The 25,460-nt window shown below is 71.9% G+C and carries 25 protein-coding genes; 14 read left to right on the top strand and 11 right to left on the bottom strand.

Translation table 11 applies throughout. The features are described from left to right. Nucleotides 1-10 precede the first annotated feature (10 nt). From AC067M_RS31465 to AC067M_RS31435, 7 genes are all read left to right on the top strand, one after another. The gene (locus tag AC067M_RS31465) at nt 11-1,537 is read left to right on the top strand and encodes a S8 family peptidase (RefSeq protein WP_478700429.1); all 1,527 of its coding nucleotides are present in this window, start codon (nt 11-13) and stop codon (nt 1,535-1,537) included. A 75-nt stretch (nt 1,538-1,612) separates the two neighbouring features. Continuing rightward, nucleotides 1,613-2,158: a hypothetical protein gene (locus AC067M_RS31460; RefSeq protein ID WP_478700428.1), complete on the top strand. Its 546-nt coding sequence runs from the start codon at nt 1,613-1,615 to the stop codon at nt 2,156-2,158. A 7-nt stretch (nt 2,159-2,165) separates the two neighbouring features. Continuing rightward, the gene (locus AC067M_RS31455; protein WP_478700427.1) at nt 2,166-3,533 is read left to right on the top strand and encodes a CoA transferase; all 1,368 of its coding nucleotides are present in this window, start codon (nt 2,166-2,168) and stop codon (nt 3,531-3,533) included. Between the two features lie 192 nt (nt 3,534-3,725). After that, nucleotides 3,726-6,326, top strand: a complete 2,601-nt coding sequence (locus AC067M_RS31450) for an MXAN_6230/SCO0854 family RING domain-containing protein (protein ID WP_478700426.1) — start codon at nt 3,726-3,728, stop codon at nt 6,324-6,326. Nucleotides 6,327-6,458: 132 nt separating this feature from the next. Then, nucleotides 6,459-7,451, top strand: coding sequence for a DEDDh family exonuclease (locus AC067M_RS31445; RefSeq protein WP_478700425.1), 993 nt, complete (start codon nt 6,459-6,461; stop codon nt 7,449-7,451). A gap of 80 nt (nt 7,452-7,531) precedes the next feature. After that, a complete protein-coding gene (locus AC067M_RS31440; RefSeq protein WP_079168513.1) occupies nt 7,532-7,765 on the top strand; it encodes a hypothetical protein in 234 nt (77 codons plus the stop codon). Nucleotides 7,766-7,814: 49 nt separating this feature from the next. After that, nucleotides 7,815-8,609, top strand: coding sequence for an SURF1 family cytochrome oxidase biogenesis protein (locus AC067M_RS31435; protein ID WP_478700424.1), 795 nt, complete (start codon nt 7,815-7,817; stop codon nt 8,607-8,609). A 147-nt stretch (nt 8,610-8,756) separates the two neighbouring features. Here AC067M_RS31435 and AC067M_RS31430 read toward each other — a convergent pair whose 3' ends face one another. Beyond that, complete coding sequence (locus tag AC067M_RS31430) at nt 8,757-8,966, bottom strand: YbdD/YjiX family protein (protein WP_478700423.1); 210 nt, start codon at nt 8,964-8,966, stop codon at nt 8,757-8,759. Continuing rightward, on the bottom strand, nt 8,966-11,089 hold the full coding sequence (locus AC067M_RS31425; protein ID WP_478700422.1) for a carbon starvation CstA family protein: 2,124 nt from the start codon (nt 11,087-11,089) through the stop codon (nt 8,966-8,968). Before AC067M_RS31425 ends, AC067M_RS31430 begins: the two co-directional genes overlap by 1 nt. 227 nt (nt 11,090-11,316) lie before the next feature. Between AC067M_RS31425 and AC067M_RS31420 the strand changes: the two genes are divergently transcribed. From AC067M_RS31420 to AC067M_RS31400, 5 genes are read left to right on the top strand one after another with little or no spacing between them, the layout of a single operon-like run. Next, nucleotides 11,317-12,873: a sodium:solute symporter family protein gene (locus AC067M_RS31420; protein ID WP_478700421.1), complete on the top strand. Its 1,557-nt coding sequence runs from the start codon at nt 11,317-11,319 to the stop codon at nt 12,871-12,873. After that, the gene (locus AC067M_RS31415) at nt 12,870-13,469 is read left to right on the top strand and encodes an RNA polymerase sigma factor (RefSeq protein WP_478700420.1); all 600 of its coding nucleotides are present in this window, start codon (nt 12,870-12,872) and stop codon (nt 13,467-13,469) included. Before AC067M_RS31420 ends, AC067M_RS31415 begins: the two co-directional genes overlap by 4 nt. After that, nucleotides 13,466-13,846, top strand: a complete 381-nt coding sequence (locus tag AC067M_RS31410) for a hypothetical protein (protein ID WP_478700419.1) — start codon at nt 13,466-13,468, stop codon at nt 13,844-13,846. The genes AC067M_RS31415 and AC067M_RS31410 overlap by 4 nt, the downstream gene beginning before the upstream one ends. Nucleotides 13,847-13,880: 34 nt before the next feature. Then, a complete protein-coding gene (locus AC067M_RS31405; protein WP_478700418.1) occupies nt 13,881-15,668 on the top strand; it encodes a glycoside hydrolase family 15 protein in 1,788 nt (595 codons plus the stop codon). A gap of 5 nt (nt 15,669-15,673) precedes the next feature. Continuing rightward, nucleotides 15,674-16,429: an SDR family oxidoreductase gene (locus AC067M_RS31400; RefSeq protein WP_478700417.1), complete on the top strand. Its 756-nt coding sequence runs from the start codon at nt 15,674-15,676 to the stop codon at nt 16,427-16,429. 84 nt (nt 16,430-16,513) lie between these two features. Here the strand turns inward: AC067M_RS31400 and amaP are convergent, their stop codons facing one another. The 5 genes from amaP to AC067M_RS31375 form a co-directional block, all read right to left on the bottom strand. Further along, nucleotides 16,514-17,092, bottom strand: a complete 579-nt coding sequence (gene amaP, locus AC067M_RS31395; RefSeq protein WP_478700416.1) for an alkaline shock response membrane anchor protein AmaP — start codon at nt 17,090-17,092, stop codon at nt 16,514-16,516. A 5-nt stretch (nt 17,093-17,097) separates the two neighbouring features. Further along, nucleotides 17,098-17,811, bottom strand: a complete 714-nt coding sequence (locus AC067M_RS31390) for a DUF6286 domain-containing protein (protein ID WP_478700415.1) — start codon at nt 17,809-17,811, stop codon at nt 17,098-17,100. After that, nucleotides 17,808-18,221 carry an Asp23/Gls24 family envelope stress response protein gene (locus AC067M_RS31385; protein WP_478700414.1) on the bottom strand — a complete coding sequence of 138 codons (414 nt, stop codon included), beginning with the start codon at nt 18,219-18,221 and terminating at the stop codon, nt 17,808-17,810. The genes AC067M_RS31390 and AC067M_RS31385 overlap by 4 nt, the downstream gene beginning before the upstream one ends. 6 nt (nt 18,222-18,227) lie before the next feature. Next, entirely contained in the window at nt 18,228-18,413 is a 186-nt protein-coding gene (locus tag AC067M_RS31380; RefSeq protein WP_478700413.1) for a hypothetical protein, read from the bottom strand. A gap of 63 nt (nt 18,414-18,476) precedes the next feature. Beyond that, nucleotides 18,477-18,962 (bottom strand): Asp23/Gls24 family envelope stress response protein, encoded by a 486-nt coding sequence (locus tag AC067M_RS31375; protein WP_478700412.1) that lies wholly within the window; start codon nt 18,960-18,962, stop codon nt 18,477-18,479. Between the two features lie 88 nt (nt 18,963-19,050). Between AC067M_RS31375 and AC067M_RS31370 the strand changes: the two genes are divergently transcribed. Further along, entirely contained in the window at nt 19,051-19,776 is a 726-nt protein-coding gene (locus tag AC067M_RS31370; protein ID WP_478700411.1) for a nucleopolyhedrovirus P10 family protein, read from the top strand. Nucleotides 19,777-19,905: 129 nt separating this feature from the next. Here the strand turns inward: AC067M_RS31370 and AC067M_RS31365 are convergent, their stop codons facing one another. The 3 genes from AC067M_RS31365 to AC067M_RS31355 form a co-directional block, all read right to left on the bottom strand. Next, complete coding sequence (locus AC067M_RS31365) at nt 19,906-20,709, bottom strand: enoyl-CoA hydratase/isomerase family protein (RefSeq protein WP_478700410.1); 804 nt, start codon at nt 20,707-20,709, stop codon at nt 19,906-19,908. Nucleotides 20,710-20,826: 117 nt separating this feature from the next. Beyond that, complete coding sequence (locus AC067M_RS31360) at nt 20,827-21,048, bottom strand: helix-turn-helix domain-containing protein (RefSeq protein ID WP_004002281.1); 222 nt, start codon at nt 21,046-21,048, stop codon at nt 20,827-20,829. 358 nt (nt 21,049-21,406) lie between these two features. Next, nucleotides 21,407-23,005 (bottom strand): ABC-F family ATP-binding cassette domain-containing protein, encoded by a 1,599-nt coding sequence (locus AC067M_RS31355; protein WP_478700409.1) that lies wholly within the window; start codon nt 23,003-23,005, stop codon nt 21,407-21,409. Between the two features lie 257 nt (nt 23,006-23,262). Between AC067M_RS31355 and AC067M_RS31350 the strand changes: the two genes are divergently transcribed. Beyond that, nucleotides 23,263-23,676, top strand: coding sequence for a VOC family protein (locus AC067M_RS31350; RefSeq protein WP_478700408.1), 414 nt, complete (start codon nt 23,263-23,265; stop codon nt 23,674-23,676). 22 nt (nt 23,677-23,698) lie between these two features. Here AC067M_RS31350 and AC067M_RS31345 read toward each other — a convergent pair whose 3' ends face one another. Beyond that, nucleotides 23,699-25,003 (bottom strand): hypothetical protein, encoded by a 1,305-nt coding sequence (locus AC067M_RS31345; protein ID WP_478700407.1) that lies wholly within the window; start codon nt 25,001-25,003, stop codon nt 23,699-23,701. Nucleotides 25,004-25,460 lie beyond the last annotated feature (457 nt).

The following is a 25,460-nucleotide window of genomic DNA, read 5'->3' as shown; positions in this document are numbered from 1 at the left end:
AGACTGACACATGACAGTGCCTCACCCGCGCTACCGCCGTGCCCTGGCGATCCCGGTCGGGACGGCTCTGGCGACGGCACTCGCGTTCCTGCCGAACGTCTCGGCCTCGGCCGCTGACCAGGACGCCCCGCGGGCCACGACGGCCGCGGACGCGACCGCGCTCAGCTACGTCGTCAACGTCCACCCCGGGCACGGCGTTCCCCGGCACGTGAAGAAGGCGATAGCGAAGGCCGGCGGCACGATCGTGACGTCGTACGACCGGATCGGCGTGATCGTCGTCCACTCGTCGAACCCCGACTTCGCGAGGAGCATCCGCAAGGTGCCCGGGGTCGACTCGGCCGGCAACACGCGCAACGCGCCGCTGCCCGCGCAGTCGACCGGGGACCTGGGCGCGCCGAAGGTGCTCAGCGCCGCGGAGGTGGCCGCCGCCGAGGCGGCCGACGGCAAGGATCCGCTGGAGCCGTTGCAGTGGGACCTGCCCGCCATCAAGGCGGACAAGGCGCACGAGAAGACGCTGGGCAGTTCGAAGGTCACGGTCGCCGTGATCGACACCGGTGTCGACGACACCCACCCGGACATCGCGCCGAACTTCGACCGGGCCGCGTCGGTCAACTGTGTGACCGGCAAGCCGGACACCGCCGACGGGGCGTGGCGGCCGAGCGCGGCGGAGAGCCCGCACGGCACGCACGTGGCCGGTGAGATCGCGGCCGCGAAGAACGGGGTCGGCATGACGGGCGTGGCGCCCGGTGTGAAGGTCGCCGGCATCAAGGTGTCCACGACCGCCGGCTACTTCTACACGGAGGCCGTGGTCTGCGGCTTCATGTGGGCGGCCGAGCACGGCGTCGATGTGACGAACAACAGCTATTACACCGACCCGTGGTACTTCAACTGCAAGGACGACCCGGACCAGAAGGCGCTGGTGGACGCCGTCGCCCGGGCCTCGCGGTACGCGGAGAAGAAGGGCGCGGTCAACGTCGCGGCGGCCGGCAACGAGAGCTACGACCTCGCGGCCGACGAGATCACCGACCCGGTCTCACCGAACGACGGCACCCCGTCGGAGCGGGTCGTCGATCCGTCCGAGTGCTACGACATCCCGACCCAGCTGCCGGGTGTCGTGACGGTCGCGTCGACCGGGGCGAAGGGCGTCAAGTCGTCCTTCTCCAACTACGGTCTGGGTGTCGTCGACATCGCCGCACCCGGCGGCGACTCGACGAGCCTGCAGCCCCCGGCCCCGCCGGCCACCAGCGGTCTGATCCTGGGCACGCTGCCCGGCGGCAAGTGGGGCTACATGGCCGGTACGTCGATGGCGACCCCGCATGTCGCGGGCGTGGCCGCGCTGATCAAGTCGACGCACCAGCACGCCTCCCCGGCCCTGGTGAAGGCGCTGCTGTACGCCGAGGCGGACCGCGCGGCGTGCACGGATCCGTACGACCTCGACGGCGACGGCAAGGCCGACGCGGTGTGCGAGGGGCCGAAGAACTACAACGGCTTCTACGGCTGGGGCACCGCGGACGCGTTGGACGCGGTGACCAGGTAGGGCTTTTGTGAAGACGGACCGGAGCGGGCGGGGCCACCCGCCCGCTCCGGCCGTCCGCACGGCATGATCACTGTCATGCTCGAGTACGAAGATCCCGCGACCTGGGGGCCCGAACCGGTCCGCTCCCGTCGGCGGTTGACGATGCGTTTCCTCGCGACCGTGGTGTGCTTTCCGGTGCTGTGTGTGCTGGGCCTCGTAACCTTGCTGGTGTTCCTCGCGCTGGGCCTGCTGACCGAGGTGATCGCCGCGGTCAGCACGCGCTACGAGCGCGGCTTCCTGGCGATGATGGACGCGGCCCTGGACCGGATCCGCCGCCTGGGCTCGTGGTTCGTGACCTGGCCGCAGATGCGGCACGAGGGCGACACGGCCTACTACCGGGCGCGCGTCGAGAAAGCGGTCGCGAAGTGGACGGCGCGGGCCTCGGCTCCGCCTCGGCCGAACCAGGCGAGGCCGCCGGTGGAGTGCGCGATACCGCTTTCCGTCTATCGAGGTGTGGGCGGGTGGTACGTCGCCGAGGTCGCTCTCGCCCAGGGGTGGGAGCTGCGGCCGACGGACGTGCGCAAGGAGGTGCGGCTGTGGTGGACGGCCGCGTCCCACATTGATCGAGTCAATACTGCATAGTGCAGTCATGACTGACATCGAGGTGGCATGGTCTGCGCTGGATGGCGATCCCGCACTGCTCTCCCGCGTGTCGACCGTCACGCGCGGGGATGCCCTCATGGGTCGCCTTCCGGTACGGGAGCTCGCGCGGGCCTGCGTCGGCGCGTGCGCGCTGGCCGCCGCCGAGCTGGGGGCGCGGCGGGCCGGGCGCGGGCAGGTCCCCGAAGTGCGGGTGGACGACGGGGCCGTAGCGACGGCGTTCGTCAGTGAACGGCATCTGCTGGTCGACGGGCGGGCGCCTGTCACCTTCGCGCCGCTGTCGCGGTTCTGGCGGACAGCGGACGGCTGGGTGCGCACCCACGCCAACTATCCGCACCACCGGGCCCAGTTGCTCCGCGCCCTGGATGTACCGGAGGACGTGGCCGCCGTCGAGTCGGCCCTCGCCGAACGGTCCGCCGTGGAGGTCGAGGAGGCCGTGTACGCGGCCGGGGGCCTGGCCGTGGCGCTGCGTACACCCGAGGAGTGGGCCGCGCACCCGCAGGGCGCGGCGGTGGCCGCGCGTCCCCTGGTCGAGCACGAGCGGCTGGACACGGCACGCGCGCGTGTACTGCCGCCGCTCGATAGCTCGCCTCTGTTGCCCGCCGCCGGACTGCGCGTCCTCGACCTGACCCGCGTCATCGCGGGACCGGTCGCCACCCGCACGCTCGCCCTGCTGGGCGCGGACGTGCTGCGCGTGGACCCGCCGCAGCTGCCCGAACTGCCCGACCAGCACGCCGACACGGGCTTCGGGAAGCGCTCGGTGACGCTTGACCTGCGAGCCGACCGGCGCACCTTCGAGGAGCTGTTGTCGGCGGCTGACGTCGTCGTCACCGGCTACCGGCCGGGCGCCCTGGACGCCTTCGGCCTCTCCGCCGAGGCGCTGACCGAACGCCGTCCCGGCCTGGTCGTGGCTCAGCTCTCGGCGTGGGGCGCGTACGGGCCGTGGGGCGGCCGTCGCGGCTTCGACAGCCTGGTGCAGGTCGCGACCGGCATCGCGGCGATCGAGGGGTCGGCCCAGCACCCGGGCGCACTGCCGGCGCAGGCCCTGGACCACGGCACCGGATATCTGCTCGCGGCGGCCGTACTGCGGGCGCTGACGGAGCAGTCGTACGAGGGTTACGGCCGGGTCGTACGGCTGGCATTGGCACGGACGGCGGGCTGGCTGACGGGCGGGATCGTGGGCGGCGGGGGCGCGGAGGGCCTCCCGTACGACGGCCCGGGTGCCTGGCTCACCGAGAGCGCCAGCGACCTCGGGCGACTGCGGTACGCCCGGTCGCCCGTGTCCTTCGAGGGGAGTCCGGTGGACTGGGGGCGGCCTCCGGGGGCGCTGGGGGCCGATTCGGCTCACTGGGACTGAGCCGCACCGCAAGGCCGGACCACAGCGGGAAAATCAGTGGCGCACACGACGGGGCCCGGCCTACATTCGTGATCGCGGGGGCGGCTCCGCAAGTGTGCTTCCTTCTCCTTCTTCCAATGAATCCGTAGCGCGCTCACTCTCCGTCCCCGCTTCATCAGACTTCTTTCGCTTCGTTGCTCCGGGGGACTCCGCTTGTCCGTACTCGCGTCCGTGCTGCTCCGTCGTCTCCGTACCGTCTACGTCGACCAGGCAGGGCCACGGCCGGGCGACCCGTCGACGCAGGAGGGGCTCGTCGCGCTCGAAGCGGAGTTGCTGGACCGGGGGTTCGCGCCGACGGCTGAGTTGCGGGAGGCGCTGGCGTGGCTGGGGCCGCGGGGGCTGGCGGACGCGGGACGGCAGCTGGTGCGGAGTATCGACGTCGAACTGGGCGCCGACCGTACGCACATGCCGCTGTTCCGCAGCTTCCCGGCCTCGGTGCCGGACAACACGTTCCAGCTGTTCGTCGACCGGGTCTTCACGCTGCTGCTGCAGTGGCCGGCCCAGCCGTGTGTGCTGTGTGGCACGGTGGGCAGCGTTCAGCCGGTGCGGCCGTGCGCGCATCTGGTGTGCGGGGAGTGCTGGGACGGCGCCGAGTACTCGGGGTGCCCGATCTGCCACCGGCGGATCGATCCGGAGGACCCCTTCCTGAAGCCTCAGCCGCCGCGTCACCGGCGTGAGGTGTCCGTCGGACCGCTGAAGCTGCTCGCGCTCGGTACGGACGCGAAGGCCGATGCCGTGACGGCCCTGCTGACGCTGCTGGCCCGGCGTACGCCGCTGCCGCCGCAGGACCGCGCGGACGTGAAGATCCTGCTGGGCAACGCCCCGGCCGACCTCGGCTGGTTCCCGGACGACATCCCCGTCCGCGAGACCAAGGCGCTGGTGCTCGGCAACCTCCTGCTCGGCCGGAACACGCGCGTGACCGCGGTCGAGCTGCTGGACACGCATCTGACGACCGCGACGGACGTGCTGCGGCTGCTGGCCGTGCGGTCCGGCGGCGAGGCCGATCTGATCGAGCCGCCGCGGATGCGGTCGCTGCCGCGCGCGCTGCGCCGGCGGCTGCTCGCGGTGCTGAACGGCCTGCCCGTGCCGTCGCTCGTCGAGGACGTGCTGCGGCACCCGGTCACCTGGAAGCGCGCCGCCGAGATCCTGCACCCCTTCGAGCAGCACGCCCGTCACCCGAGGGCAGCGCTCGCCTTCGCGGTGCTGCGCGCCACCGACACCTCGGCGAGCGAGCTGGGTGAAGCCCTGCTGCGTACGGCGGCCGCGCACCCGGACGCCGTACGCGTCGACGGCCCCCGCATCAAGGCGGCCACCTGGGGCGCCCGCGTCGAACAGGCGCTGCACGAGAAGGACGTACCGGCCGCTCTCGCGTTGCTCACCCAGCGCCCCGGCGAGCTGCTGCGACGGCTCGACCACCTGCTGCGGCTGCGCGAACTCGACGCCCTGCCCGAGGACTTCGCGGCAGTGCTGCGGCGCGTCCTGCCCAAGGCGGGCCCCGGGCCGCTGCTCGCCGCGCTCGGCCGGATGAGGATCCGTCATCTGCCGAACGAACGGCGGGTGTTCTTCCCGCGCGGCCAGGTCACGCGCGCGCAGTCCGTCGACGACGACCGGCCTTTGCTGGCACCCGAGGTGACGGGCGAGATCTGCGCCCTGCTGGAGGCCGAGGCCGTGCGCCGGCTCACCGCCGCCCCGCGCGTGGAACTGGCCGTGCTGGACTCGGCGCTCGACGGCCTTGCGGTGCCGGCCACCGAGCGCGCCGACACCAAGGCGCTCGTCTCCGTGCCCCGGGGCAGCACCCAGCCGCTGCCCGCCGGCGAGGTCCTGCGGCTGTTCCTGCACTGGACCGAGCCTGCGAAGACCCGCGTGGACCTCGACCTGTCGGTGGCCCTGTACGACGAGGAGTGGACCTTCGTCGGCCTGTGCGACTACACCAACCTCGTCCACGGCGACCGGTGGGCCGTCCACTCCGGCGACCTCACCTCGGCGCCCGCGCCCGCCGGCGCGACCGAGTACGTCGACCTGGACCTCACCTCGCTCGGCGAGCAGGGTGTGCGCTACGCGGTGCCCGTCGTCTTCAGCTTCAACAACATCCCCTTCGAACGGCTCCTCGACGCCTTCGCGGGCTTCATGACGCTGCCGTCGGCGGCCGAGAAGACGCGCGACGCGTCGTACGACCCGCGTACGGTGCGTCAGCGCTACGACCTGGTCGGCGACTCGCGCGTCCACGTCCCGATGCTGGTCGACCTGCGCAGCCGGACGTTTCTGTGGACGGACCTGCACCTGTCGGGCTCCGACGGCTACCACGACGTGATGCGGCACCGTGACGACCTGGGCCGCGTCGGGCGGGACCTGTACGAGTACTTCGCCTCCGGCCGTACGACGCTGTGGGAGCTGGCGGTGTGGCATGCCGCCGCCCGCGCCGACGAGGTGGCGGTGGTGCGGCGCGCGCCGAGCCCGGGCGCTCCCGAAGAGCTGTGGCACTACCGGCGGCACGCCGGGGAGCCGGACACCGCGTTCGCGACCCGGGTACGGCTGCTTCAGCCGCCGGAGCGACAGGAGCGCGCCGACGGCTCGACGGCGGCGGCGCTCGCCGGTGAAGCCGCCGCGAAGAAGCGCGTGTTGCTGGCCTTGGTGGACGGCGGTGTGGCGCCGGAGGGGGCGAGCGGGTCGGTGTACCGCCTGCTGCCGGGCCCGGTCGACGGCTGCGGTCTGGAGGCCCTGGCGGCGGGCGACCTGGTCGCGGCCCTGGGCTGAGCACCCATCAGACCGGAGTCGAACAACAGTCAGGCAAGTCGGGCGAACCGGACGAACTTCCGTACCGTGTCCATTCCTTGCGCGCACCACGCGTGCGTGGCCTGTCAGTCGTGGCCCGTATCCTCAGGGACCATGCTCGAAGACGTCACGACCGCAGCCTCCCCCGCCACGGAGTGGCCGACCGCGTATCCCCAGGGATACGCGGTCGTTGACGTGGAGACCACCGGCCTGGCCCGGGACGACCGCATCATCTCCGCTGCCGTCTACCGTCTGGACGCGCGCGGCGAGGTCGAGGACCACTGGTACACGCTGGTCAACCCGGAGCGGGACCCCGGCCCGGTGTGGATACACGGTCTGACGAGCGAGGTACTCGAAGGGGCACCCCTGTTCAGTGACGTCGCCGAGGAGTTCGCGACCCGCCTCGACGGTCGGGTGCTCGTCGCGCACAACGCCGTCTTCGACTGGCAGATGATCGCCCGGGAGTACGCGCGCGCCGAGCGTGAGGCACCCGTGCGGCAGCGACTGTGCACCATCGCGCTCTCCAAGGAGCTGGGGCTGCCGCTGCCCAACCACAAGCTGGAGTCGCTGGCCGCGCACTTCGGTGTCGTCCAGCAGCGGGCGCACCACGCCCTCGACGACGCGCGCGTGCTGGCGGAGGCGTTCCGGCCGAGCCTGTGCGCCGCGGCGGCGGGTGGCGTGCGGCTGCCGCTGCACGAGTGCCGGCCGCTGACCGAGTGGACCGACCGGTCCGCGCCCCACATCGGCCGGCAGGCGAGCGGCGGCCAGGGCGGCTACCGGCCCACCAGTTGGCGCCCGTCCCGTAAACGGCCCGCATGCCCCTACCCCAACCCGGGCCGCTACGAGGAGGGCAAACCGCTCAAGCAGGGCATGCGGGTCGCCTTCTCGGGTGACACCTCGGTGGAGCGCGACCTGCTGGAGGACCGCGCCACCGAGGCCGGGCTGCACGTGGCGACGAGCCTGTCCCGCCTGACGAGCCTGCTCGTCACCAACGACCCCGACTCGGGGACGTCGAAGGTGGTCAAGGCACGCCAGTTCGGGACGCCGGTCGTCGACGAGGCGGCGTTCGGGCAGTTGCTGCGCGATGTGGAGCCGGCCGACGGGTGACCCGTACGTATGGGTGATTGCCGCGCGACTCGCCCGTGGGCCGCTCGCCCGCGCGACGGTGACGGCTCACCCTGTGGCGCATGGCGAGATGCGAAGTATGCGGCAATGACTACGGGATGACCTTCGAGGTCCACGCTCAGGGTGCTGTACATGTGTTCGACTGCTTCTCCTGTGCGATCCACCGTATGGCCCCCATCTGCGAACACTGTCGTGTCCAGATCATCGGCCAGGGTGTCGAGGTCGAGGGCCACTGGTACTGCGGCGCACACTGTGCGCGGGCCGAGGGGAAGGCGGGCATCGTCGACAAGGTGTGAGCCGGCACCCCGCTGAGAGCGCCCCACGACCGAGATGTACGGTCGTGGGGTGTACCGCTTCCTGTTGTCCCGGCAGTGGGTGATCATCACACTGGTCGCCTTCCTCCTCATCCCCACGATGATCAGGCTGGGCATCTGGCAGATGCACCGCTACGAGGAGCGCAGCGCCCGGAACCAGCTGGTCGCCGACGCGCTCGGTGCCAAGCCGGTACCCGTGGAGAAGCTCAGCTCCCCCGGGCACGCCGTCACCACCCACGAGCGGTATCGCAACGTGACCGCCGTGGGGCACTTCGACACCGACCGGGAAGTCGTCGTCCGGCGGCGCGTCAACGCGGACGATGAGGTCGGTTTCCATGTCCTCACCCCGTTCGTCCTGACGGACGGCAAGGTGCTGCTGGTCAATCGCGGCTGGATCCCCGCCGACGGGCCGAGCCAGACCGCGTTCCCCAAGATCCCCGCACCGCCCGGCGGGCAGGTCACCGTCATCGGGCGGCTGATGCCCGACGAGACGACCGCGGCGAGCGGCATCAAGGACCTCAAGGGGCTGCCGGACCGGCAGGTCATGCTGATCAACAGTGAGCAGGAGGCACGCCGCCTCGGCGCCTCGGTGCTCGGCGGCTATGTCGTACTGACGGCGCCGGAGCCCAAGGGCGACACACCGGAACTGCTGGGGAAGCCCGGCGAGGAGAACGCCCCGCTGAACTACGCGTACGCCATCCAGTGGTGGCTGTTCGCCGCGGGCGTCCCCGCCGGTTGGGTGGTTCTGGTCCGCCGGGAGATCCGTGACCGGGCGGCGGCGGAGAAGGAGACTGCGGCGAAGGCGGAGGAGCCGGCGGCGGTCTGACCTGACCGGCCGGGTCGAGGGTCAGTGGCCGTCGTCAGGTGGTCTCGCCTCGGGCTGCCCGCAGCTGCGCGGCCGAAGGGTGAGCGCCGGCCCAGCGGCGCCACTGCCCGCAGCTCGGCGGACTGAAGGTGCCGCCGCCGGGCTGCGTCAGCAGCAGCGGCTCTGGGGGTGTTCCTCCCTGTGCTGGGTGCGCAGCACCTCGTACTCGCGTCGGGTTGGAAGGGGAGCGTCCGGGTGGTGTTGGCGGTGGCGGGCGCAGTAGTGGTCGTACTGCGACTGGCCCGTCAGCTCGCGTAGGTACCAGCGCACTGCCCTGGCCCAGCGCACCCCCAGGGCCAGGGCGGCGGCTCGCCGCATCAGTGGGCCTCCTCCAGGATGCGGGACTCGACGTAGGGCGCCTCGGTCGTCGGCAGGGTGCCCGGGGAGCGGATGGCGCGGACGCAGACCACCGCCGCGTTGACCAGGACGACCGCGACCAGGAGGAGGAAGAGGGCGATCAGGACGCCGTCGACCGTGGAGTTGGTGACGACGGTGTGCATGTCGTCGAGGGACTTGGCCGGTGGGACGACCTGGCCCGCGTCGATCGCGTCGGCGTACTTCGCGCGCTGGGCGAAGAAGCCGATCTTGGGGTCGTCGGAGAAGATCTTCTGCCAGCCGGCGGTGAAGGTGATCGCGACGACCCAGGCCAGCGGGACGCCGGTGACCCAGGCCCAGCGCAGGCGGCCGGACTTGACCAGTACGGTCGTGCAGACGGCGAGGGCGATGGCGGCGAGGAGCTGGTTGGCGATGCCGAAGAGGGGGAAGAGCTGGTTGATTCCGCCGAGGGGGTCGGTGGCGCCGGTGTAGAGGAAGTAGCCCCAGGCCGCCACCACGAGGGCGCTGCACAGCCAGATGCCGGGCTTCCAGTTGACCCGGCCGACCGGCTTCCAGACGTTGCCGAGCATGTCCTGGAGCATGAAGCGGCCGACCCGGGTGCCCGCGTCCACCGTGGTCAGGATGAACAGCGCCTCGAACATGATGGCGAAGTGGTACCAGAAGGCCTTCATGGCCGTACCGCCGAAGACTCCGGAGAAGATCTCCGACATGCCGACCGCCAGGGTCGGGGCGCCTCCGGAGCGGGCGATCAGAGTCTGTTCCTCGACCGCCTTCGCCGCCTGCGTCAGCTGGTCGGGAGTGATGGTGAAGCCGAGGCCCGCGACCGCGTGGGACGCGGACTCGGCCGTCGCGCCGAGCAGGCCCGCCGGTGCGTTCATCGCGTAGTACAGGCCCGGCTCCAGCGTCGCCGCGGCGATCAGCGCCATGATCGCGACGAACGACTCCATCAGCATGGCGCCGTAGCCGATCAGCCGGACCTGGGACTCCTTCTGGATCAGCTTCGGAGTGGTGCCGGAGCAGACCAGGGCGTGGAAGCCGGACAGTGCGCCGCACGCGATCGTGATGAACAGGAAGGGGAACAGGGATCCCGCGAAGACCGGGCCCGCACCCGAGGTCGCGAAGTCGCTCACCGCGTCCGCCCTGAGCACGGGCGCGGCCACGACCACGCCGACCGCGAGCAGCGCGATCGTGCCGATCTTCATGAAGGTGGAGAGGTAGTCGCGCGGCGCGAGCAGCATCCACACCGGCAGGACGGAGGCGACGAAGCCGTACCCGACCAGGCAGAAGACGAGGGTGGTGGGGCTGAGGGTGAAGGTGTCGGCCAGGGAGGAGTTCTGCACCCAGCTGCCGCCGACGATGGCGAGCAGCAGCAGAGCGACGCCGATGAAGCTCGTCTCGACGACCCGGCCGGGGCGGATGCGGTGCAGCCAGAAGCCCATGAAGAGGGCGATGGGGACGGTCATCGCGACGGAGAAGGTGCCCCACGGGGAGTGGGCGAGCGCGTTGACGACGACCAGCGCGAGCACGCCCAGCAGGATGATCATGATGGCGAACACGGCGATCAGGGCCGCTGCCCCGCCCGCGCGACCGATCTCGTCGCGGGCCATCTGCCCCAGCGACTTGCCGTCGCGTCGCATGGACAGGAACAGCACGACCATGTCCTGCACGGCCCCCGCGAAGATCACTCCGGCGACGATCCACAGCGTGCCGGGCAGGTAGCCCATCTGCGCCGCGAGCACCGGTCCCACCAGCGGTCCGGCGCCGGCGATGGCGGCGAAGTGGTGGCCGAGCAGGACGCGTCGGTCGGTGGGGTGGAAGTCGACGCCGTCCTCGAGGCGTTCGGCGGGGGTGGCCCGGCTGTCGTCCGGCCGCAGCACACGGCGGACGATGAAGCGGGAGTAGAAGCGGTAGGCGATGGCGTACGAGCCGAGGGCTGCGACCACCAGCCAGACCGCGGAGATCTTCTCGCCCCGGGCCAGCGCGAGGACGCCCCAGGCGACGGCGCCGAGCAGGGCGACGACGGTCCACAGCAGGACGGACCGAGGTGATATGCGCGACTTTTCGGGCGCTGGCAGGCCGGTTTCGGGCAGGGTGGACGTAGGCATGGCGGCTCCTCACCGGGGCGGTGCGGGACACCTCGTGACACGAGGTGCCTGGAGATCAGCGAAACGGCGGCTCTCCCGCTCGCTGTCGGTCTGTGCAAGAGTTGCCCACCCGCCGGAACCGGTTGACAGCGAATTTCCAGAGGATTTCCCGCCGGTTCTGTGTCCTCCGATCGGGGCCGCCGCGCAACTCCCCCGTGAGGGTTCAGGCACACCAAGGACGGTGACCCATGGCCGACGGCGCCATGACCGCGACGTTCCTCGCCGTGATCGGCGGGGCGTCGCTGCTCGCCGTGACCGCGCGTCGCCTGCGCCCCAGCGACCGGCTGCCCTCACTGGAGGGCTGGGCGCTGGCCGACCGCAGCCTCGGCCCGGTGTGGACGTGGCTGCTGCTCGGCGGCACGATCTTCACCGCGTACACCTTCACCGCCGTGCCGGGCCTCGCGTACGGCAACGGGGCGCCCGCCTTCTTCGCGGTGCCGTACACGGTGATCGTCTGCCCGCTCGCCTTCGTGCTGCTCAGCCGCCTGTGGGCGGTGGCCCGCCGGCACGGCTACGTCACCGCCGCCGACTTCGTGCGGGGCCGGTACGGGTCGCCGCCGCTGGCTCTGGTGGTCGCGCTGACGGGGATCCTGGCGACGATGCCGTATCTGGCGCTGCAACTGCTCGGCATACGGGCGGTGCTGACGGCGGGGGGTGTCTATCCGCGGGGCGCGGCCGGCGACCTGGTGATGGTGGCGCTGTTCGCGGGGCTCGCGGTGGCCACGTACCGGCACGGGCTGCGGGCGCCCGCGGTGATCTCGGTGCTGAAGGCGGTGGCGGTCTTCGTATCGCTGACCGCCGTGTGCTGGCTGGTCCTGCGACGGCTCGGCGGCCCCGGCCCGGTCTTCGAGGGCGCGGCCCGGCGGCTGGGCGGGGCCGACGTGGCCCACTCCCCGCTGGTCCTCTCCCCCGCGCAGCAGCCCGCGTACGCCACACTCGCGCTCGGCTCGGCGCTGGCCCTGCTGATGTACCCGCACGTACTGACCGCGGGTTTCGCCGCCGACGGGCCGCGCACCCTGCGCAAGGTCTCCGTGGCGCTGCCCGCCTGGACGGGGCTGCTGGCCCTCTTCGGCTTCCTCGGCATCGCGGCCCTCGCGACGGGAGTTCAGGCTCCGAAGGGCGGGGCCGAGGCCGCCGTGCCGATGCTGGTCGACCGGCTGATGCCGGCGCCGCTGGCCGGGCTGGTGTTCGCCGCGATCACCGTGGGCGCGCTGGTGCCGGCCGCCGTGATGTCGATCGCCGCGGCGACGAGCTTCGTGCGGAACGTGTACGTCGAGTACGTGCATCCGACGGCCACGCCCAAGCGGCAGGTACGCATCGCCAAGGCGGTGTCGCTCACCGCGAAGGTGGGGGCGGTGGCGTTCGTGTTCGGGCTGCGCGACCAGGACGCCATCAACCTGCAGTTGCTCGGCGGGGTGTGGATCCTCCAGGTCTTCCCGGCCGTTGCCGTGGGGCTGTTCACCGGGCGGCTGCATCCGCGGGCGCTGCTCGCGGGGTGGGCCGTGGGCATGGTGGCCGGGACGCTCATGGTGGTGCGCGAGGGGTTCTCGTCCATCGTGACCCTGGGTTTCGGCCCGCTGGAGGTCTACGCCGGGCTCGCGGCGCTCGTGCTCAACCTCGTCGTCGCGGTGGCCGGCACCGCGTTCCTCGACCGTCTCGGCGTCCCGCGCGGCGCCGACGCCACCGACCTGCCGTCCCGCCTGAGTGTCAGGCGCCGCCCCGAGACGGGAGCGAACCACCCGTGAGACGCAGACACCCCATCCCCGTACCGGAGCCCTGTCTTGAGCCCGCGGCGGTGCCGTCGCCCGAGCCTCTCGCCCCCGCGGTGACCGACCCGGCCGAACTGGAACGCGAGGCGGGCCTGGCCCGGCTGTTCGAGGTGCACTACTCCTCGATGCTGCGTCTGGCCGTGCTGCTCGGGGCCGACGACCCGGAGAACGTCGTGGCCGAGGCGTACTACCAGATCTACCGCAAGTGGCGGCGGCTGCGGGACGTCCAGGCGGCGGAGGCGTATCTGCGCTCCACGGTGTGCAATCTGACCCGGATGCGGATACGCCACCTCCAGGTCGCCCGCAAGCACGTGGAGAACCCGCCGGTGCCGCCGGACGAGACCGTCGCGTCCGCCGAGAGCACCGCGCTGCTGCGGGACGACCAGCGGGTGCTGATCGACGCGCTCCAGCAGTTGCCGGCCCGGCAGCGCGAGGCGCTCGTGCTGCGGCACTGGCTCGGGCTGAAGGAGGGCGAGATCGCCGCCGCGATGGGCATCTCCGGCGGTTCGGTGAAGACACACACGGCACGCGGCATCGCCGCTCTGACCCAGGCGATGGAGGCGCGGCGATGAACGACACCGGACCGGACCGCACGGACGGGACGCGCACGGACGGGACCCGTGCTGACGGGGCCCGCACGGAGGGGAGCCGCACGGACGCGAACCGCGCTGACGGTGCCCGCACGGAGCGGGAACTGCGTGAGGCGCTGGAGGCGCTGGCCGGTGGCGTGCGCGCCGCTCCCGACGCCTACCGCACCGCACGCGGCGAGTGGCTGCGCCGCGAACGCAGGCGACGGCTCGTGCTGGCCGTGCTGATCACGGTCGTCTTCGCACTGGCCACGCTGATCGGTCTGTGGGTGCTGAACCAGACCCCGTCGGACCCCGGCGTGATCTTCTCCGGTGCCGGTGACGCCGTGAGCCATGCGTCACTCGCCCGGCCCCACCCCTGATTGCCCCGCCGACCCGCCGGGAACCCGAATCGCTGTGGACCCCCGTATCGAGGACTACGCGCTGATCGGTGACGAACAGACGGCGGCCCTGGTCGGCATGGACGGTTCCGTGGACTGGCTCTGCCTGCCGCGCTTCGACTCGGCGTCCTGCTTCGCCCGGCTGCTCGGCAACGAGAACGACGGGCACTGGCGCATCGCCCCCAAGGGCGTCGAAGGCCCCTGCACCCGCCGTGCGTACCGCCCCGACACACTCGTCCTCGACACCGAGTGGGAGACCGACGAGGGTGCCGTACGGGTGACGGACCTGATGCCGCAACGCGAGCGCGCACCCGATCTGGTGCGCGTCGTGGAGGGCCTGAGCGGCCGGGTGACCGTGCGCAGCACGCTCCGGCTGCGCTTCGACTACGGCTCGGTCGTGCCCTGGATGCGCCGCGCCGACGGCCACCGCGTCGCCGTCGCGGGACCGGACGCGGTCTGGCTGCGCAGCGAACCCCCGGTGCACACCTGGGGCGAGGACTTCGGCACGCACTCCGAGTTCACGGTCGCCGAGGGCGAGAAGGTCGCGTTCGTCCTCACCTGGCATCCCTCGCACGAGCCGCGCCCGCCGCTGGTCGACCCGTACGAGGCGCTGCGCACCAGCGTCGCGGACTGGCAGGCGTGGGCCGCGCGCTGCCGCTACTCCGGCCCCCACCGGGACGCCGTCGTCCGCTCCCTGATCACCCTCAAGGCCCTCACCTACGCCCCCACCGGCGGCATCGTCGCCGCCCCCACCACCTCGCTGCCCGAGGAACTCGGCGGAGTGCGCAACTGGGACTACCGCTTCTGCTGGCTGCGCGACGCCACCCTCACCCTGGGCGCCCTGCTGGCGGCCGGCTACCAGGAGGAGGCCGAGGCCTGGCGCAACTGGCTGGTGCGCGCGGTCGCGGGCGACCCGGCCGACCTCCAGATCATGTACGGCCTCGCGGGCGAGCGCCGACTGCCCGAGTTCGAACTGCCGTGGCTGTCCGGCTTCGCCGCCTCCAGGCCCGTACGCATCGGCAACGAGGCCGTCAAGCAGCTCCAGCTGGACGTGTACGGCGAGGTCATGGACTCCCTGTCGCTGGCCAGGATTTCGGGCCTGCCCGCCAGGCCGCACATGTGGTCGCTGCAGGTCGCGCTGATGAGGTGGCTGGAGAAGGAGTGGCGCCGACCCGACGAGGGGCTGTGGGAGATGCGCGGCGGGCGCCGCCAGTTCGTCCACTCGAAGGTCATGGTGTGGGTGGCCGCCGACCGGGCGGTGCGCACGCTCGAACGCGAACCGGAGCTGCACGGTGACCTGGACGCCTGGCGGGCGATGCGGGACGAGGTGCACCGCGAGGTCTGCGAGAAGGGCTACGACCCCGGGCGCAACACCTTCACCCAGTCCTACGGCTCCCAGGAACTCGACGCCTCCCTGCTGCTCATCCCCCGCGTCGGCTTTCTGCCGCCCGAGGACCCGCGCGTGACCGGCACCGTCGACGCGGTCCTCGCGGAGCTCGGCCACGGCGGCCTCGTGCGCCGCTACAGCGCCGAGGAGAGCTCCGTCGACGGGCTGCCGGGCGGCGAAGGAACCTTCGTCGCCTGCTCGTTCTGGCTCGCGGACGCGCTGCACATGACGGGCCGTACGAAGGAGGCACGCGAACTGTTCGAACGTCTCGTCGGCCTCACCAACGACGTGGGGCTGCTGTCCGAGGAGTACGACCCCGTGGGCGGCCGGCAGCTCGGCAACTTCCCGCAGGCCTTCAGCCACATCGCCCTGGTGAACACCGCCCTCGCCCTCCACGGGGACGAGGAGGCAGGATAGGGGCCATGGATCTTGGACTGAAGGACCGGGTGTACGTCGTCACCGGGGCCACGCGCGGCCTCGGCAACGCGGCCGCGCGCGAGCTCGTGGCCGACGGGGCGAAGGTGATCGTCACCGGACGGGACGAACAGCGCGCCGCCGAGGCCGCGGCCGGGCTCGGCCCCGACGCGGTCGGCGTCGCCGTGGACAACGCCGACCCCGAGGCGCCGACGCGGCTGATCGCGGCCGCACGCGGGCACTTCGGGGGCTTCGACGGCATCCTCGTCAGCGTCGGCGGGCCGCCGCCCGGCTTCGTCGCCGACAACACGGACGAGCAGTGGCAGGCGTCGTTCGACTCGGTGTTCCTCGGTGCGGTGCGGTTCGCTCGCGCGGCGGCGGCGGAGCTGGAGGCCGGCGGGGTCATCGGGTTCGTGCTGTCGGGGTCGGTGCACGAGCCGATTCCTGGGCTGACCATCTCGAACGGGCTGCGGCCGGGGCTCGCCGGGTTCGCGAAGTCCCTCTCCGACGAGCTGGGGCCGCGCGGGATCCGGGTCGTGGGGCTGCTGCCGGCCCGTATCGACACGGACCGCGTGCGCGAGCTGGATGGGTTGTCGGCGGATCCTGCGGCCACTCGTACGGCCAACGAGTCGCGGATTCCGTTGCGGCGGTATGGAACGCCTGAGGAATTCGGTCGGGCGGCGGCGTTCTTGCTGTCCCCGGCGGCTTCTTACCTGACGGGGATCATGTTGCCCGTCGACGGTGGGATGCGGCACGGGTTCTGAGGTCGGGTGCGGGCCGTGGTGGGTTCTCGCGCCCACGCGGCCAGTCCGCACATCGATACAGCCCCGCGCCGCTCTCAGGGCGCTTCAACTCACCCTTTCCTCACCATGCTTGACCGCCCTCAACCTGACCTCTGCCGGGAGTGACGCCAGGCCCGCCGAACTGCGTGCGTGGGCCAGGGCCTCTGTCGTGAGCTGGTGCAGGGCCGTCGCCGGGTCCACGTGAGGTTCCAATCGGAGCCTCACCCGGGCCTCCGGAGCCGTACGGCGGCCCGTGAGGTGGGCGTGGGCCTGGGACACTCCGTCCAACTCGGACGCCTCCCTGGCCAGTACGGACTGCAGGGCGCGGCCGCGGAGGAGGGCGCCCGCGCCGTCGCCCGTGTCGACGAGGACCTCGGCGAGCCGGCGTCGGCGCAGGACCCCGGTGAGCCACCACAGGACGAGGAGCAGGAGGACGGCCAGTACCGCGATGACGACCGGCCACCACCAGCCGGAGTCCTTCCAGCGGGTGCGCTCGGAGTCGCTGAGGAGCACGTCGTGGCGGTCCTGGTGGATCCACCAGGACGGTGCGGGAGCGCCGAGGCCGACGGCGAGCACGGAGCCGCCCAGTACGACCAGCAGGAGGCCGACGACCCCGATCAGCACCCGGTTGACGGTCCTGAGCATCGTCCTCACCCCTTCCGGCCGGGCCGCCGTACGTGCACCGACAGCGCGGGCGGCCGGGTCAGACCCAGCCCCCGGATCGCGTCGGCGAGCACGGCGTCCAGGTCTTCGCGTACGTCGTCCAGTTCACGGAAATGGGAGAGCGCGTGCACGTCGGCCTTGCGTCGGCGGACACGCGCGCGTGCCGACTGCACGCCGGCGACCTCCATGGCCCGGTCGCGCAGCACCATCGCGGCGGCGCGCCGGTGCAGTCCGGGGCGTACGTCGGGGTGCGTGCGCCGCATCGGCAGGACGTCCCGCAGGCCGGGCGTGATCGCCAGCACGATCAGCCAGAGGCCGAGTGCGGCGGCGACAGCGGCGCCGAGCAGCACCCAGATGTCGTCCAGGGGCCGTTCGGCGAGCTGTCCGGCCAGTTCCTTGCGCCAGGCGAGGGCGGAGCGGCCCGCGCGCACGGCGACGATGTCGTAGAGGAAGGCGCCCACTGCGACCAGGAGCAGCAGCGCGACGATGCCCGCGGGGACGCGGCGCGCGGACCAGAAGCGGCGGTTGCCGCCGTCCTCGCCGTCCACGAGGGGTGGCGGCGGTTCGTACTCCGCCGCGGACGCCGACTGGGCCGGCCGGCCCGTGCCGGTGTCGGTCTCGGCGCCGGTGTCGTCTCCGACGTCCTTCTCGATGACCGGCAGTCGTTGTGTGGTGCCCTCGGAGCCCTGGGGCTCGCTCATCGCGTCCTCCCCTGTGCCAGGCCGTGCGCCGCCGCCGGATGCAGCCGTTCGACGTACACGGCGACCTCCGGCACCTGCATTCCCACCAACGCGCCTACCCGCTCGGTGACATGCCGACGCACCTGACGGCTCCGGGTACCGACGTCGCACGGGTACTCGAGTTCGAGGTGCACGCTGACGTGGGCGGCATCGGTCGAGATCCGCCCCGTCGACGCCGGCCCGGCGGCGTGGGGGCGCACCACCACCGTGGCGTGCGGGGGCGAGGCGTCCGAGGGCAGTGGACCGACCGCCTCGCGCGCCGCCTGTGAGGCGATCTTCGCCACGACCCGGTCCGCGATCCGGGTGGCGCCCCGTTCACCCGGCGGGACGGCTGCCGGGCGTCCGTCGGGCGCGCCGGTCCCTTCACTCACCGGACGTCACCGCCGCCGCTCCTCGCGCGTGTGGAAGAAGTCGCCGAGTTCCCAGGCCCCTTCCAGGAACCGGCCGACGACGAAGCCGACGGCGCCCAGCGCCGCCACCAGCAGGAAGGCACCGAAACCGCCGAAATACCCGGCGAAGCCCAGTGCCATGCCGGCGATCATGCCGACCACTGCCATGCTCATGGTGCGCTCCTCAGCCTGTCCGTCTGTCGGCCGGCCCGCCCACCGGTCCGGTTCCGGGATGGGTCACTGGAGCCGGGTCTCCGGCTCCTCTTCCTCTTCCTCGGGCAGCTTCACGTCGCTCACCGCGATGTTGACCTCGACCACTTCGAGGCCGGTCATCCGTTCGATGGCCGCGATGACGTTCTCGCGCACCGCCTGGGAGACGTCGGTGATCGAGACGCCGTACTCGACGACGATCTCCAGATCGAGCGCGGTCTGCACCTCGCCGACCTCGACCTTGACGCCGCGTGTCACGGACTTCGTCCCGCCGGGCACTCGGTCCCGCACGGCTCCGAAGGTGCGCGACATTCCGCCGCCCATCGTGTGGACGCCCACGACGTCCCGTGCCGCCATTCCGGCGATCTTCTCCACCACCCCGTCGGCGATCGTGGTCCGCCCCCGGGTTGCCGGATCCCCGCCGCCTCGCCTGGTGGTCTTGCGGGTCTGTACCGGCGTGTCCCTCTCGCCTTCGGAGGTCTGCGTCCGGTTCTGCTCCGTGATGTCGGCCATCGCCGCACGTCCCTTCCGATTTGTCTTCCTTCGACCACGGTAAGCGCCGTTGCGCTGTTCCGCGCCAGGGATGCGGCAGGCTGGAGCAATGACGGCGGACGGATGGACGCAGACGGTACGGCAACAGCTACGCCTCGGCAGGCTCCTGCCCCTGGGCGGCTTGAGCGACGGCGCTTGGATCGCGGAGAACGCCGCGGAGGCGGTGCTACGGCAGGGCGTGCGGGGTGTGCGCGGGGTGCGCCTCGGTGCCCTGCGGATCGGGTCGGCGGACCCTGAGGGGGCCTACGAGGCCGCCGTCCCCCCGCCGCCGAGCGCCCTGCCACCAGGCCCCCTCCGAGTGACGGCGGACTTCGCCGCAGCGGCCCCGTCCGAGCCGCTGCCCACAGTCGCCTCCCGCCTGCGCGCGGCCCTGGCGACGACCGCCGCGGAACGCCTCGGCCTGACGGTGACGGAAATCGACCTGCGGGTGACGGCCCTGCTGGATGCCTTGCCCGAACCCGAACCCGTACGCCCACCCGAGCCAACGGAAGCCAGACCGGACATGGCCCCCGACGAGTCCCGCGCCGCCACAGCCGCCCTGGCCGTCCCCGGCGTAACCCGCCTGACCGGCACCCTGGGCGGCCTGGGCCGGGCGATCCACTTCGAGGAGCGCGCCGACGACACGACGGCCCTCCCCCGCCGCCACGCGCGCGTGGAGATCGCCGTACAGGCGGACCACCGCGCACTGGACGTGGCCCGCGCGGTACGCACAGCGGTATGGGAGTCGCTGCAGGATCACCCGACGGTGGCGGTACTGGTCACAACGGTGAGCTGACCACCGGCTGTGCTCCGCCTCGCCGTGGGCAGGCGTTCCGCGGGGCGATGGGCCCCCCGCTCGAGTGAAGCCGAGAGCGGGGAAGGGCAGGCGCAGCGACCAACGCCGGGTGCCTGTCGACGCAGGGCATCATTCGCCGACGCCGGCCAGCTCCCGCAGCCGCCGCGCCTGCGCAGCACGCTCAGCCGCACGCTGCTCGTCGTACCCACGACCCCCCGCACCACGCAGCAAGGCCTTGGTCTCGATCACCGCATCCCGCGGCGCGGCCAAAACCGCCCCGGCCAGGTCCGCCACCGCCCCGTCCAGCTCCTCCGACGGCACCGCAAGATTCGCCAGCCCCGAGCTGACCGCCTCCTCCGCACGCACGAACCGCCCGGTCACACAGATCTCCACCGCACGGCCGTACCCGACCAGCGAAACCAGCGGATGCGTGCCCGTGAGGTCGGGCACGAGCCCGAGACTGGTCTCGCGCATGGCGAACTGCACGTCGTCGGCGACGACGCGCATGTCACAGGCGAGCGCGAGCTGGAAGCCCGCACCGATGGCATGCCCTTGGACGGCGGCGATGGACACGATGTCGTTCCGTCGCCACCAGGTGAATCCCTCCTGGAACTCGGTGATGGCCGCGTCCAGTTCGGCGTCGGCACTGCGGGCGAGATCGATGAACGACGGCTCGCCCTCGATCCCCTCGGGCGTGAACATCTGCCGGTCGAGCCCTGCGGAGAAGGACTTGCCCTCACCGCGCAGCACGACCACACGGACGGAGCCCGGCAGCAACCGCCCGGCCTCGGCGAGCGCCCGCCACAAGGCGGGGCTCTGTGCGTTGCGCTTGGCCGGGTTGGTCAGCGTCACCGTGGCGAGCGCGTCGTCGACGGTGAGCCGTACGCCGTCCTTGTCGAGCAGGGGAACGAGTTCCTGGCCGGACGTGGCCATGGGGCGCCTCCGATGAGTGCGGTCAGCAGAGCGAAGCTAAGTGACTGCACAGTAACCACCCGGCCGATCAATCAATCGACCGGGTGGCCACCATCGAAGCCGATGGGCCGCCCGGAGTCAGGACGATGCGGCCTTCTTGCCCCGCGTTGCTCCGCCACGCCCACGCAGCGTGACGCCCGACTCGCTGAGCATCCGGTGTACGAAGCCATACGAGCGGCCGGTTTCCTCGGCCAGTGCTCGGATGCTCGCACCGGAGTCGTACTTCTTCTTCAGGTCTGCCGCGAGCTTGTCGCGCGCGGCGCCGGTCACCCGGCTGCCCTTCTTCAGAGTCTCGGCCACCCGGTCCTCCTCATGGGAAGTGCGCTCTGGTCCCCTCATGATCACCCCTCCGGGGCTTCCTGGCCACCCATTCGGCAAGGTCCGTGCGACAGGGTTTTGACGACAGGAGTGCGTCCCCACAAACGGAAGCGACGATTCCACCCGTTCGTGTCCGTACCGCCGAACGGGTTCTTTCGCGAAATGCCAGGTCAGGGACGCACGACGGCCGATCCCTTGTCGACAAAGGGATCGGCCGCGAAATCGATGTAGGACACACCTCGATACGAGGAGATCTCACACAGATGATGGATCACGGATAGGCCGAATGATCCATAGGCAGTGGATCAAGCCATGAGAAGCCTCGGGAAGCCGCAGTGGATCACGCCAGGGCGACGAGATCGGCGTAGTCGGCACCCCACAGGTCCTCGACGCCGTCCGGCAGCAGGATGATCCGCTCCGGCTGGAGCGCCTCGACCGCGCCCTCGTCGTGGGTGACGAGGACGACCGCGCCCTTGTAGGTGCGCAGCGCCCCGAGGATCTCCTCGCGGCTGGCGGGGTCGAGGTTGTTGGTCGGCTCGTCGAGGAGCAGCACGTTCGCCGAGGAGACCACCAGCGTGGCGAGCGCGAGACGGGTCTTCTCACCGCCGGAGAGGACACCGGCCGGCTTGTCGACATCATCGCCGGAGAACAGGAACGAGCCCAGCACCTTGCGGACCTCGACCAGGTCCATGTCGGGGGCGGCCGAGCGCATGTTCTCCAGGACCGTGCGCTCGGGGTCGAGGGTCTCGTGTTCCTGGGCGTAGTAGCCGATCTTGAGCCCGTGGCCGGGGACGACGGCGCCGGTGTCCGGCTGCTCGACACCGGCGAGGAGCCGCAGCAGGGTCGTCTTGCCGGCGCCGTTGAGGCCGAGGATGACGACCCGGGAGCCCTTGTCGATGGCCAGGTCGACGTCGGTGAAGATCTCCAGGGAGCCGTACGACTTCGACAGGCCCTCGGCCGTCAGCGGGGTCTTGCCGCAGGGCGCGGGCTCGGGGAAGCGCAGCTTGGCGACCTTGTCGGAGACCCGTACCGCCTCGAGTCCGGCGAGCAGACGGTCGGCGCGCCTGGCCATGTTCTGCGCGGCGACGGTCTTGGTGGCCTTGGCGCGCATCTTGTCGGCCTGGGAGTGCAGTGCGGCGGCCTTCTTCTCGGCGTTCTGCCGTTCCCGCTTACGGCGCTTCTCGTCGGCCTCGCGCTGCTGCTGGTACAGCTTCCAGCCCATGTTGTAGACGTCGATCTGGGCGCGGTTGGCGTCCAGGTAGAACACCTTGTTGACGACCGTCTCGACCAGGTCGACGTCGTGGGAGATCACGATGAAGCCGCCGCGGTAGGTCTTGAGGTAGTCGCGCAGCCAGACGATCGAGTCGGCGTCGAGGTGGTTGGTCGGCTCGTCGAGGAGCAGGGTGTCCGCGTCGGAGAACAGGATCCGGGCCAGCTCGACACGGCGGCGCTGACCACCGGAGAGGGTGTGCAGGGGCTGGCCGAGCACCCGATCGGGCAGGTTCAGCGCGGCGGCGATGGTGGCGGCCTCGGCCTCGGCGGCGTACCCGCCCTTGGTGAGGAACTCCGTCTCCTGGCGCTCGTACTGCTTCATCGCCTTGTCGCGGGTGGCGCCCTGGCCGTTGGCGATGCGCTGCTCGTTGTCGCGCATCTTGCGGATCAGGGTGTCCAGGCCGCGCGCGGAGAGGATGCGGTCGCTGGCGAGGACGTCGAGGTCGCCGGTCCGGGGATCCTGCGGGAGGTAGCCGACCTCGCCGGAGCGGGTGACCTGGCCCGCCGCGGGGATGCCCTCGCCGGCGAGGACCTTGGTGAGGGTGGTCTTGCCGGCGCCGTTGCGGCCGACCAGGCCGATGCGGTCGCCCTTGGCGACTCGGAACGTGGCGGACTCGATGAGGACGCGGGCACCGGCGCGCAGCTCGATGCCGGAGGCGGAGATCACGGACAGACTCCAGTGCGGGGTCGTTGGCGGGATGGGCGGCTGAGGACGTTCCCGCCGTCTAATGCGCGAGGAGAATGGCCATGGGGGCCATTCTACCGGGGCCGTGCAACCACTTTTTCTGTGTTCAGGCGTTCTAGCCGAGGGGCCGCAGCTTCCGGGGGCCGTTGTCAGTGGGCGCTGCGAGACTGGATGGCGAGGGGATTTCCGGCAGGGACCACAGCAGGGGTCGCAGCAGGGATCACAAGGGAGTGATCGGCATGGCAGGCAGGAGCGGCGGACGCCCGAGCTTGTACCCGACGCTGGTGTACTCGGACGCCAAGGCGGCGATCAGGCAGCTCACCGAGGCCTTCGGTTTCACGGAACTGTCCGTGTACGAAGGCGAGAACGGCCTGGTGCTGCACGCCGAACTCACCCAGGGCAACGGCGCGGTAATGCTCGGCTCGAAGGGCACCGGCGGTGTCTTCGACACCGCGATGAAGGGCGCGGGCCCCAGCGGGGTGTACGTCGTCGTGGACGATGCCGACGCACACCACCGGCGGGCCGTGGAGCACGGCGCGGAGATCCTGATGCCCCCGACGGACCAGGACTACGGCTCGCGGGACTACATGGCCCGCGATCTCGAGGGCAACATCTGGAGCTTCGGCACCTACGCCCCGGAGATGACGGGCTGACACAGGGCCGAGGCCGGGCCGTTCAGCTGCCCCCGGTGTGCACCTGGAAGGCCGCGCGGCGCACGGCCTTGGCCAGGGCGGGATCGGGGTGGGCGGCGGCCAGCGCGACGAGGACCTGCACGGTGCGGGGGTGTCCGACGGCGCGCACCTCGTCGAGGAGCGCGGGCACGGTCGGCTGCAGCGCGGACTCCAGATGCCGTACGAGCATCGGTGCCTCGCCGTGGTCGGCGACTGCGGCGGCGGTGTCGACCCACAGCCAGGTGGCCTCCTCGCGGGTGAGCACCTCGTGGGCGTCCTCGGGGTCAACGCCGTCGTGCTCGGCCAGCCACAGCAAGGCGTAGGGCCGCAGCGCCGGATCCTCGACGACGGCCCGTACGTCGGGCTCGGCGGGGGCGCCGACGACGCGCAGCGCCTCGAAGGCGAGGCCGCGCAGCAGGGCGTCCTCGCCGCGGGCGGCGACCAGCAGCTCGGTGACGGCGTTGCCGACGGGGCGGGCGGCGAGCCAGGCGCGGTACTCGGCGCGGGCCGCGTTGGGGCGCAGTTGGGCGCAGCCGCGCAGCATGTCCTCGGCGGCCTGCTCGATGTTCCCGGCGGGGCTCTGCGCGGCCACGCAGATCTGCTCCAGCTTCACCCAGACCGCCCAGCTGCCGAGCGGCGTGAGGGTGGCCTGCCCGTCGCCGTAGGTGAGCGCGCCGACGGAGCCGAGGGCCCGCAGGGCCCAGTCGAGGAGGGGGGCGAGCTCGGTGTCCTCGGCGGGCTGCGCGGGGTGGGCGTCGGGCGCGGGCCCGGCGGGCTCGGCCGCGGCGAGGGACATCGGCTGCCGCTGTGGGCCGTAGGGGATCTCGCAGCGTTCGGTGCGCAGTTCGGTGACGCGCTGCTGGAGGAGGTCCAGGAGCTGCGGCACCGGGACGGGGCCGGCGGAGAGCTGGAGGAAGGAGAGCACCTGCGGCATCGCCGAGACGACCTCGGCGACGGCGGCGGGCTCGTGACCCTCGGAGTCCCCGGGTTCCGGGTAGGCGAGCGACCAGGCGTCGAAGAGGGCGACCCAGCCGCGCAGTACGGCGCTGTCGTCGCGGTCCCAGGCGCGCAGCCGCCAGCCGGGGCGGGCGCTGTCGCCGTGCACCTCGACGAGGCCGGCCAGGCGGGCCGTGTCCCAGTCGGCGCGGACCTGATCGGCGGTCAGGCCGAGTTCGCGTGCCGCCTGTTCGGCGGTCGCGTCGGCGAGGGTGGCCTTGCCGTCGGCGGTGGCGCCGTGGCGGCCGGGGCCGAGGGAGCCGTCGGCCCAGCGGGCGAGACGGGCTGCGGCGGCCAGTCCGGAGCGAGCCATTCTGGCCAGCTCCGCGGGGGCCGGCGTGCCCTCCGGAGGGCGGGGTGCGGGGCGGTGCGGGCGCCGCTGGTTCACGGCTCTGGGGGCGGCGGCCAGGGGTCGCGGACGGACGAGTCGAAGCCTGGAGTCGCGCGGGATACGGGACGTCACGGGTGCAGTCTTCCGGTTGACGGTCCGAAAACCCAAACGGAATGTCACGGGGGGCGACGGGGATGGCCAACGCAAGGGGTCCCGCGGGGGACTCAGGGCCGAGATCAGGCCAGTGGTACGGCCTTAAACGGAATGAGGACGACCGGTGTGGAACGGGGGCGGCGCAGGGGGGAACAGGGGTGTGGTGCGGGAGGGTCCGGCACCGCCGGATGCGTGCGTGGGGGCTGAGCACCGTTGCCACGGGAAGTGGGGAGCGGCGCTGCACGGGGGCAGGGGGTGGCAACAGCGGGAACGCCGTGCGGCAAGG

This window comes from Streptomyces sp. NPDC043427, from assembly GCF_056436655.1.
Note: the sequence above shows the minus strand (reverse complement) of the source record. Positions and strands in the feature narration are given on the sequence as shown.

Bases quoted from the DNA above. Each gene is read 5' to 3' on its own strand.
- AC067M_RS31465 (WP_478700429.1), top strand. From the start codon at position 11: ATGACAGTGCCTCACCCGCGCTACCGCCGTGCCCTGGCGATCCCGGTC.
- AC067M_RS31460 (WP_478700428.1), top strand. From the start codon at position 1,613: ATGCTCGAGTACGAAGATCCCGCGACCTGGGGGCCCGAACCGGTCCGC.
- AC067M_RS31455 (WP_478700427.1), top strand. From the start codon at position 2,166: ATGACTGACATCGAGGTGGCATGGTCTGCGCTGGATGGCGATCCCGCA.
- AC067M_RS31445 (WP_478700425.1), top strand. From the start codon at position 6,459: ATGCTCGAAGACGTCACGACCGCAGCCTCCCCCGCCACGGAGTGGCCG.
- AC067M_RS31440 (WP_079168513.1), top strand. From the start codon at position 7,532: ATGGCGAGATGCGAAGTATGCGGCAATGACTACGGGATGACCTTCGAG.
- AC067M_RS31430 (WP_478700423.1), bottom strand. From the start codon at position 8,966: ATGCGGCGAGCCGCCGCCCTGGCCCTGGGGGTGCGCTGGGCCAGGGCA.
- AC067M_RS31425 (WP_478700422.1), bottom strand. From the start codon at position 11,089: ATGCCTACGTCCACCCTGCCCGAAACCGGCCTGCCAGCGCCCGAAAAG.
- AC067M_RS31420 (WP_478700421.1), top strand. From the start codon at position 11,317: ATGGCCGACGGCGCCATGACCGCGACGTTCCTCGCCGTGATCGGCGGG.
- AC067M_RS31410 (WP_478700419.1), top strand. From the start codon at position 13,466: ATGAACGACACCGGACCGGACCGCACGGACGGGACGCGCACGGACGGG.
- AC067M_RS31400 (WP_478700417.1), top strand. From the start codon at position 15,674: ATGGATCTTGGACTGAAGGACCGGGTGTACGTCGTCACCGGGGCCACG.
- amaP (WP_478700416.1), bottom strand. From the start codon at position 17,092: ATGCTCAGGACCGTCAACCGGGTGCTGATCGGGGTCGTCGGCCTCCTG.
- AC067M_RS31390 (WP_478700415.1), bottom strand. From the start codon at position 17,811: ATGAGCGAGCCCCAGGGCTCCGAGGGCACCACACAACGACTGCCGGTC.
- AC067M_RS31380 (WP_478700413.1), bottom strand. From the start codon at position 18,413: ATGAGCATGGCAGTGGTCGGCATGATCGCCGGCATGGCACTGGGCTTC.
- AC067M_RS31375 (WP_478700412.1), bottom strand. From the start codon at position 18,962: ATGGCCGACATCACGGAGCAGAACCGGACGCAGACCTCCGAAGGCGAG.
- AC067M_RS31370 (WP_478700411.1), top strand. From the start codon at position 19,051: ATGACGGCGGACGGATGGACGCAGACGGTACGGCAACAGCTACGCCTC.
- AC067M_RS31365 (WP_478700410.1), bottom strand. From the start codon at position 20,709: ATGGCCACGTCCGGCCAGGAACTCGTTCCCCTGCTCGACAAGGACGGC.
- AC067M_RS31350 (WP_478700408.1), top strand. From the start codon at position 23,263: ATGGCAGGCAGGAGCGGCGGACGCCCGAGCTTGTACCCGACGCTGGTG.
- AC067M_RS31345 (WP_478700407.1), bottom strand. From the start codon at position 25,003: ATGGCTCGCTCCGGACTGGCCGCCGCAGCCCGTCTCGCCCGCTGGGCC.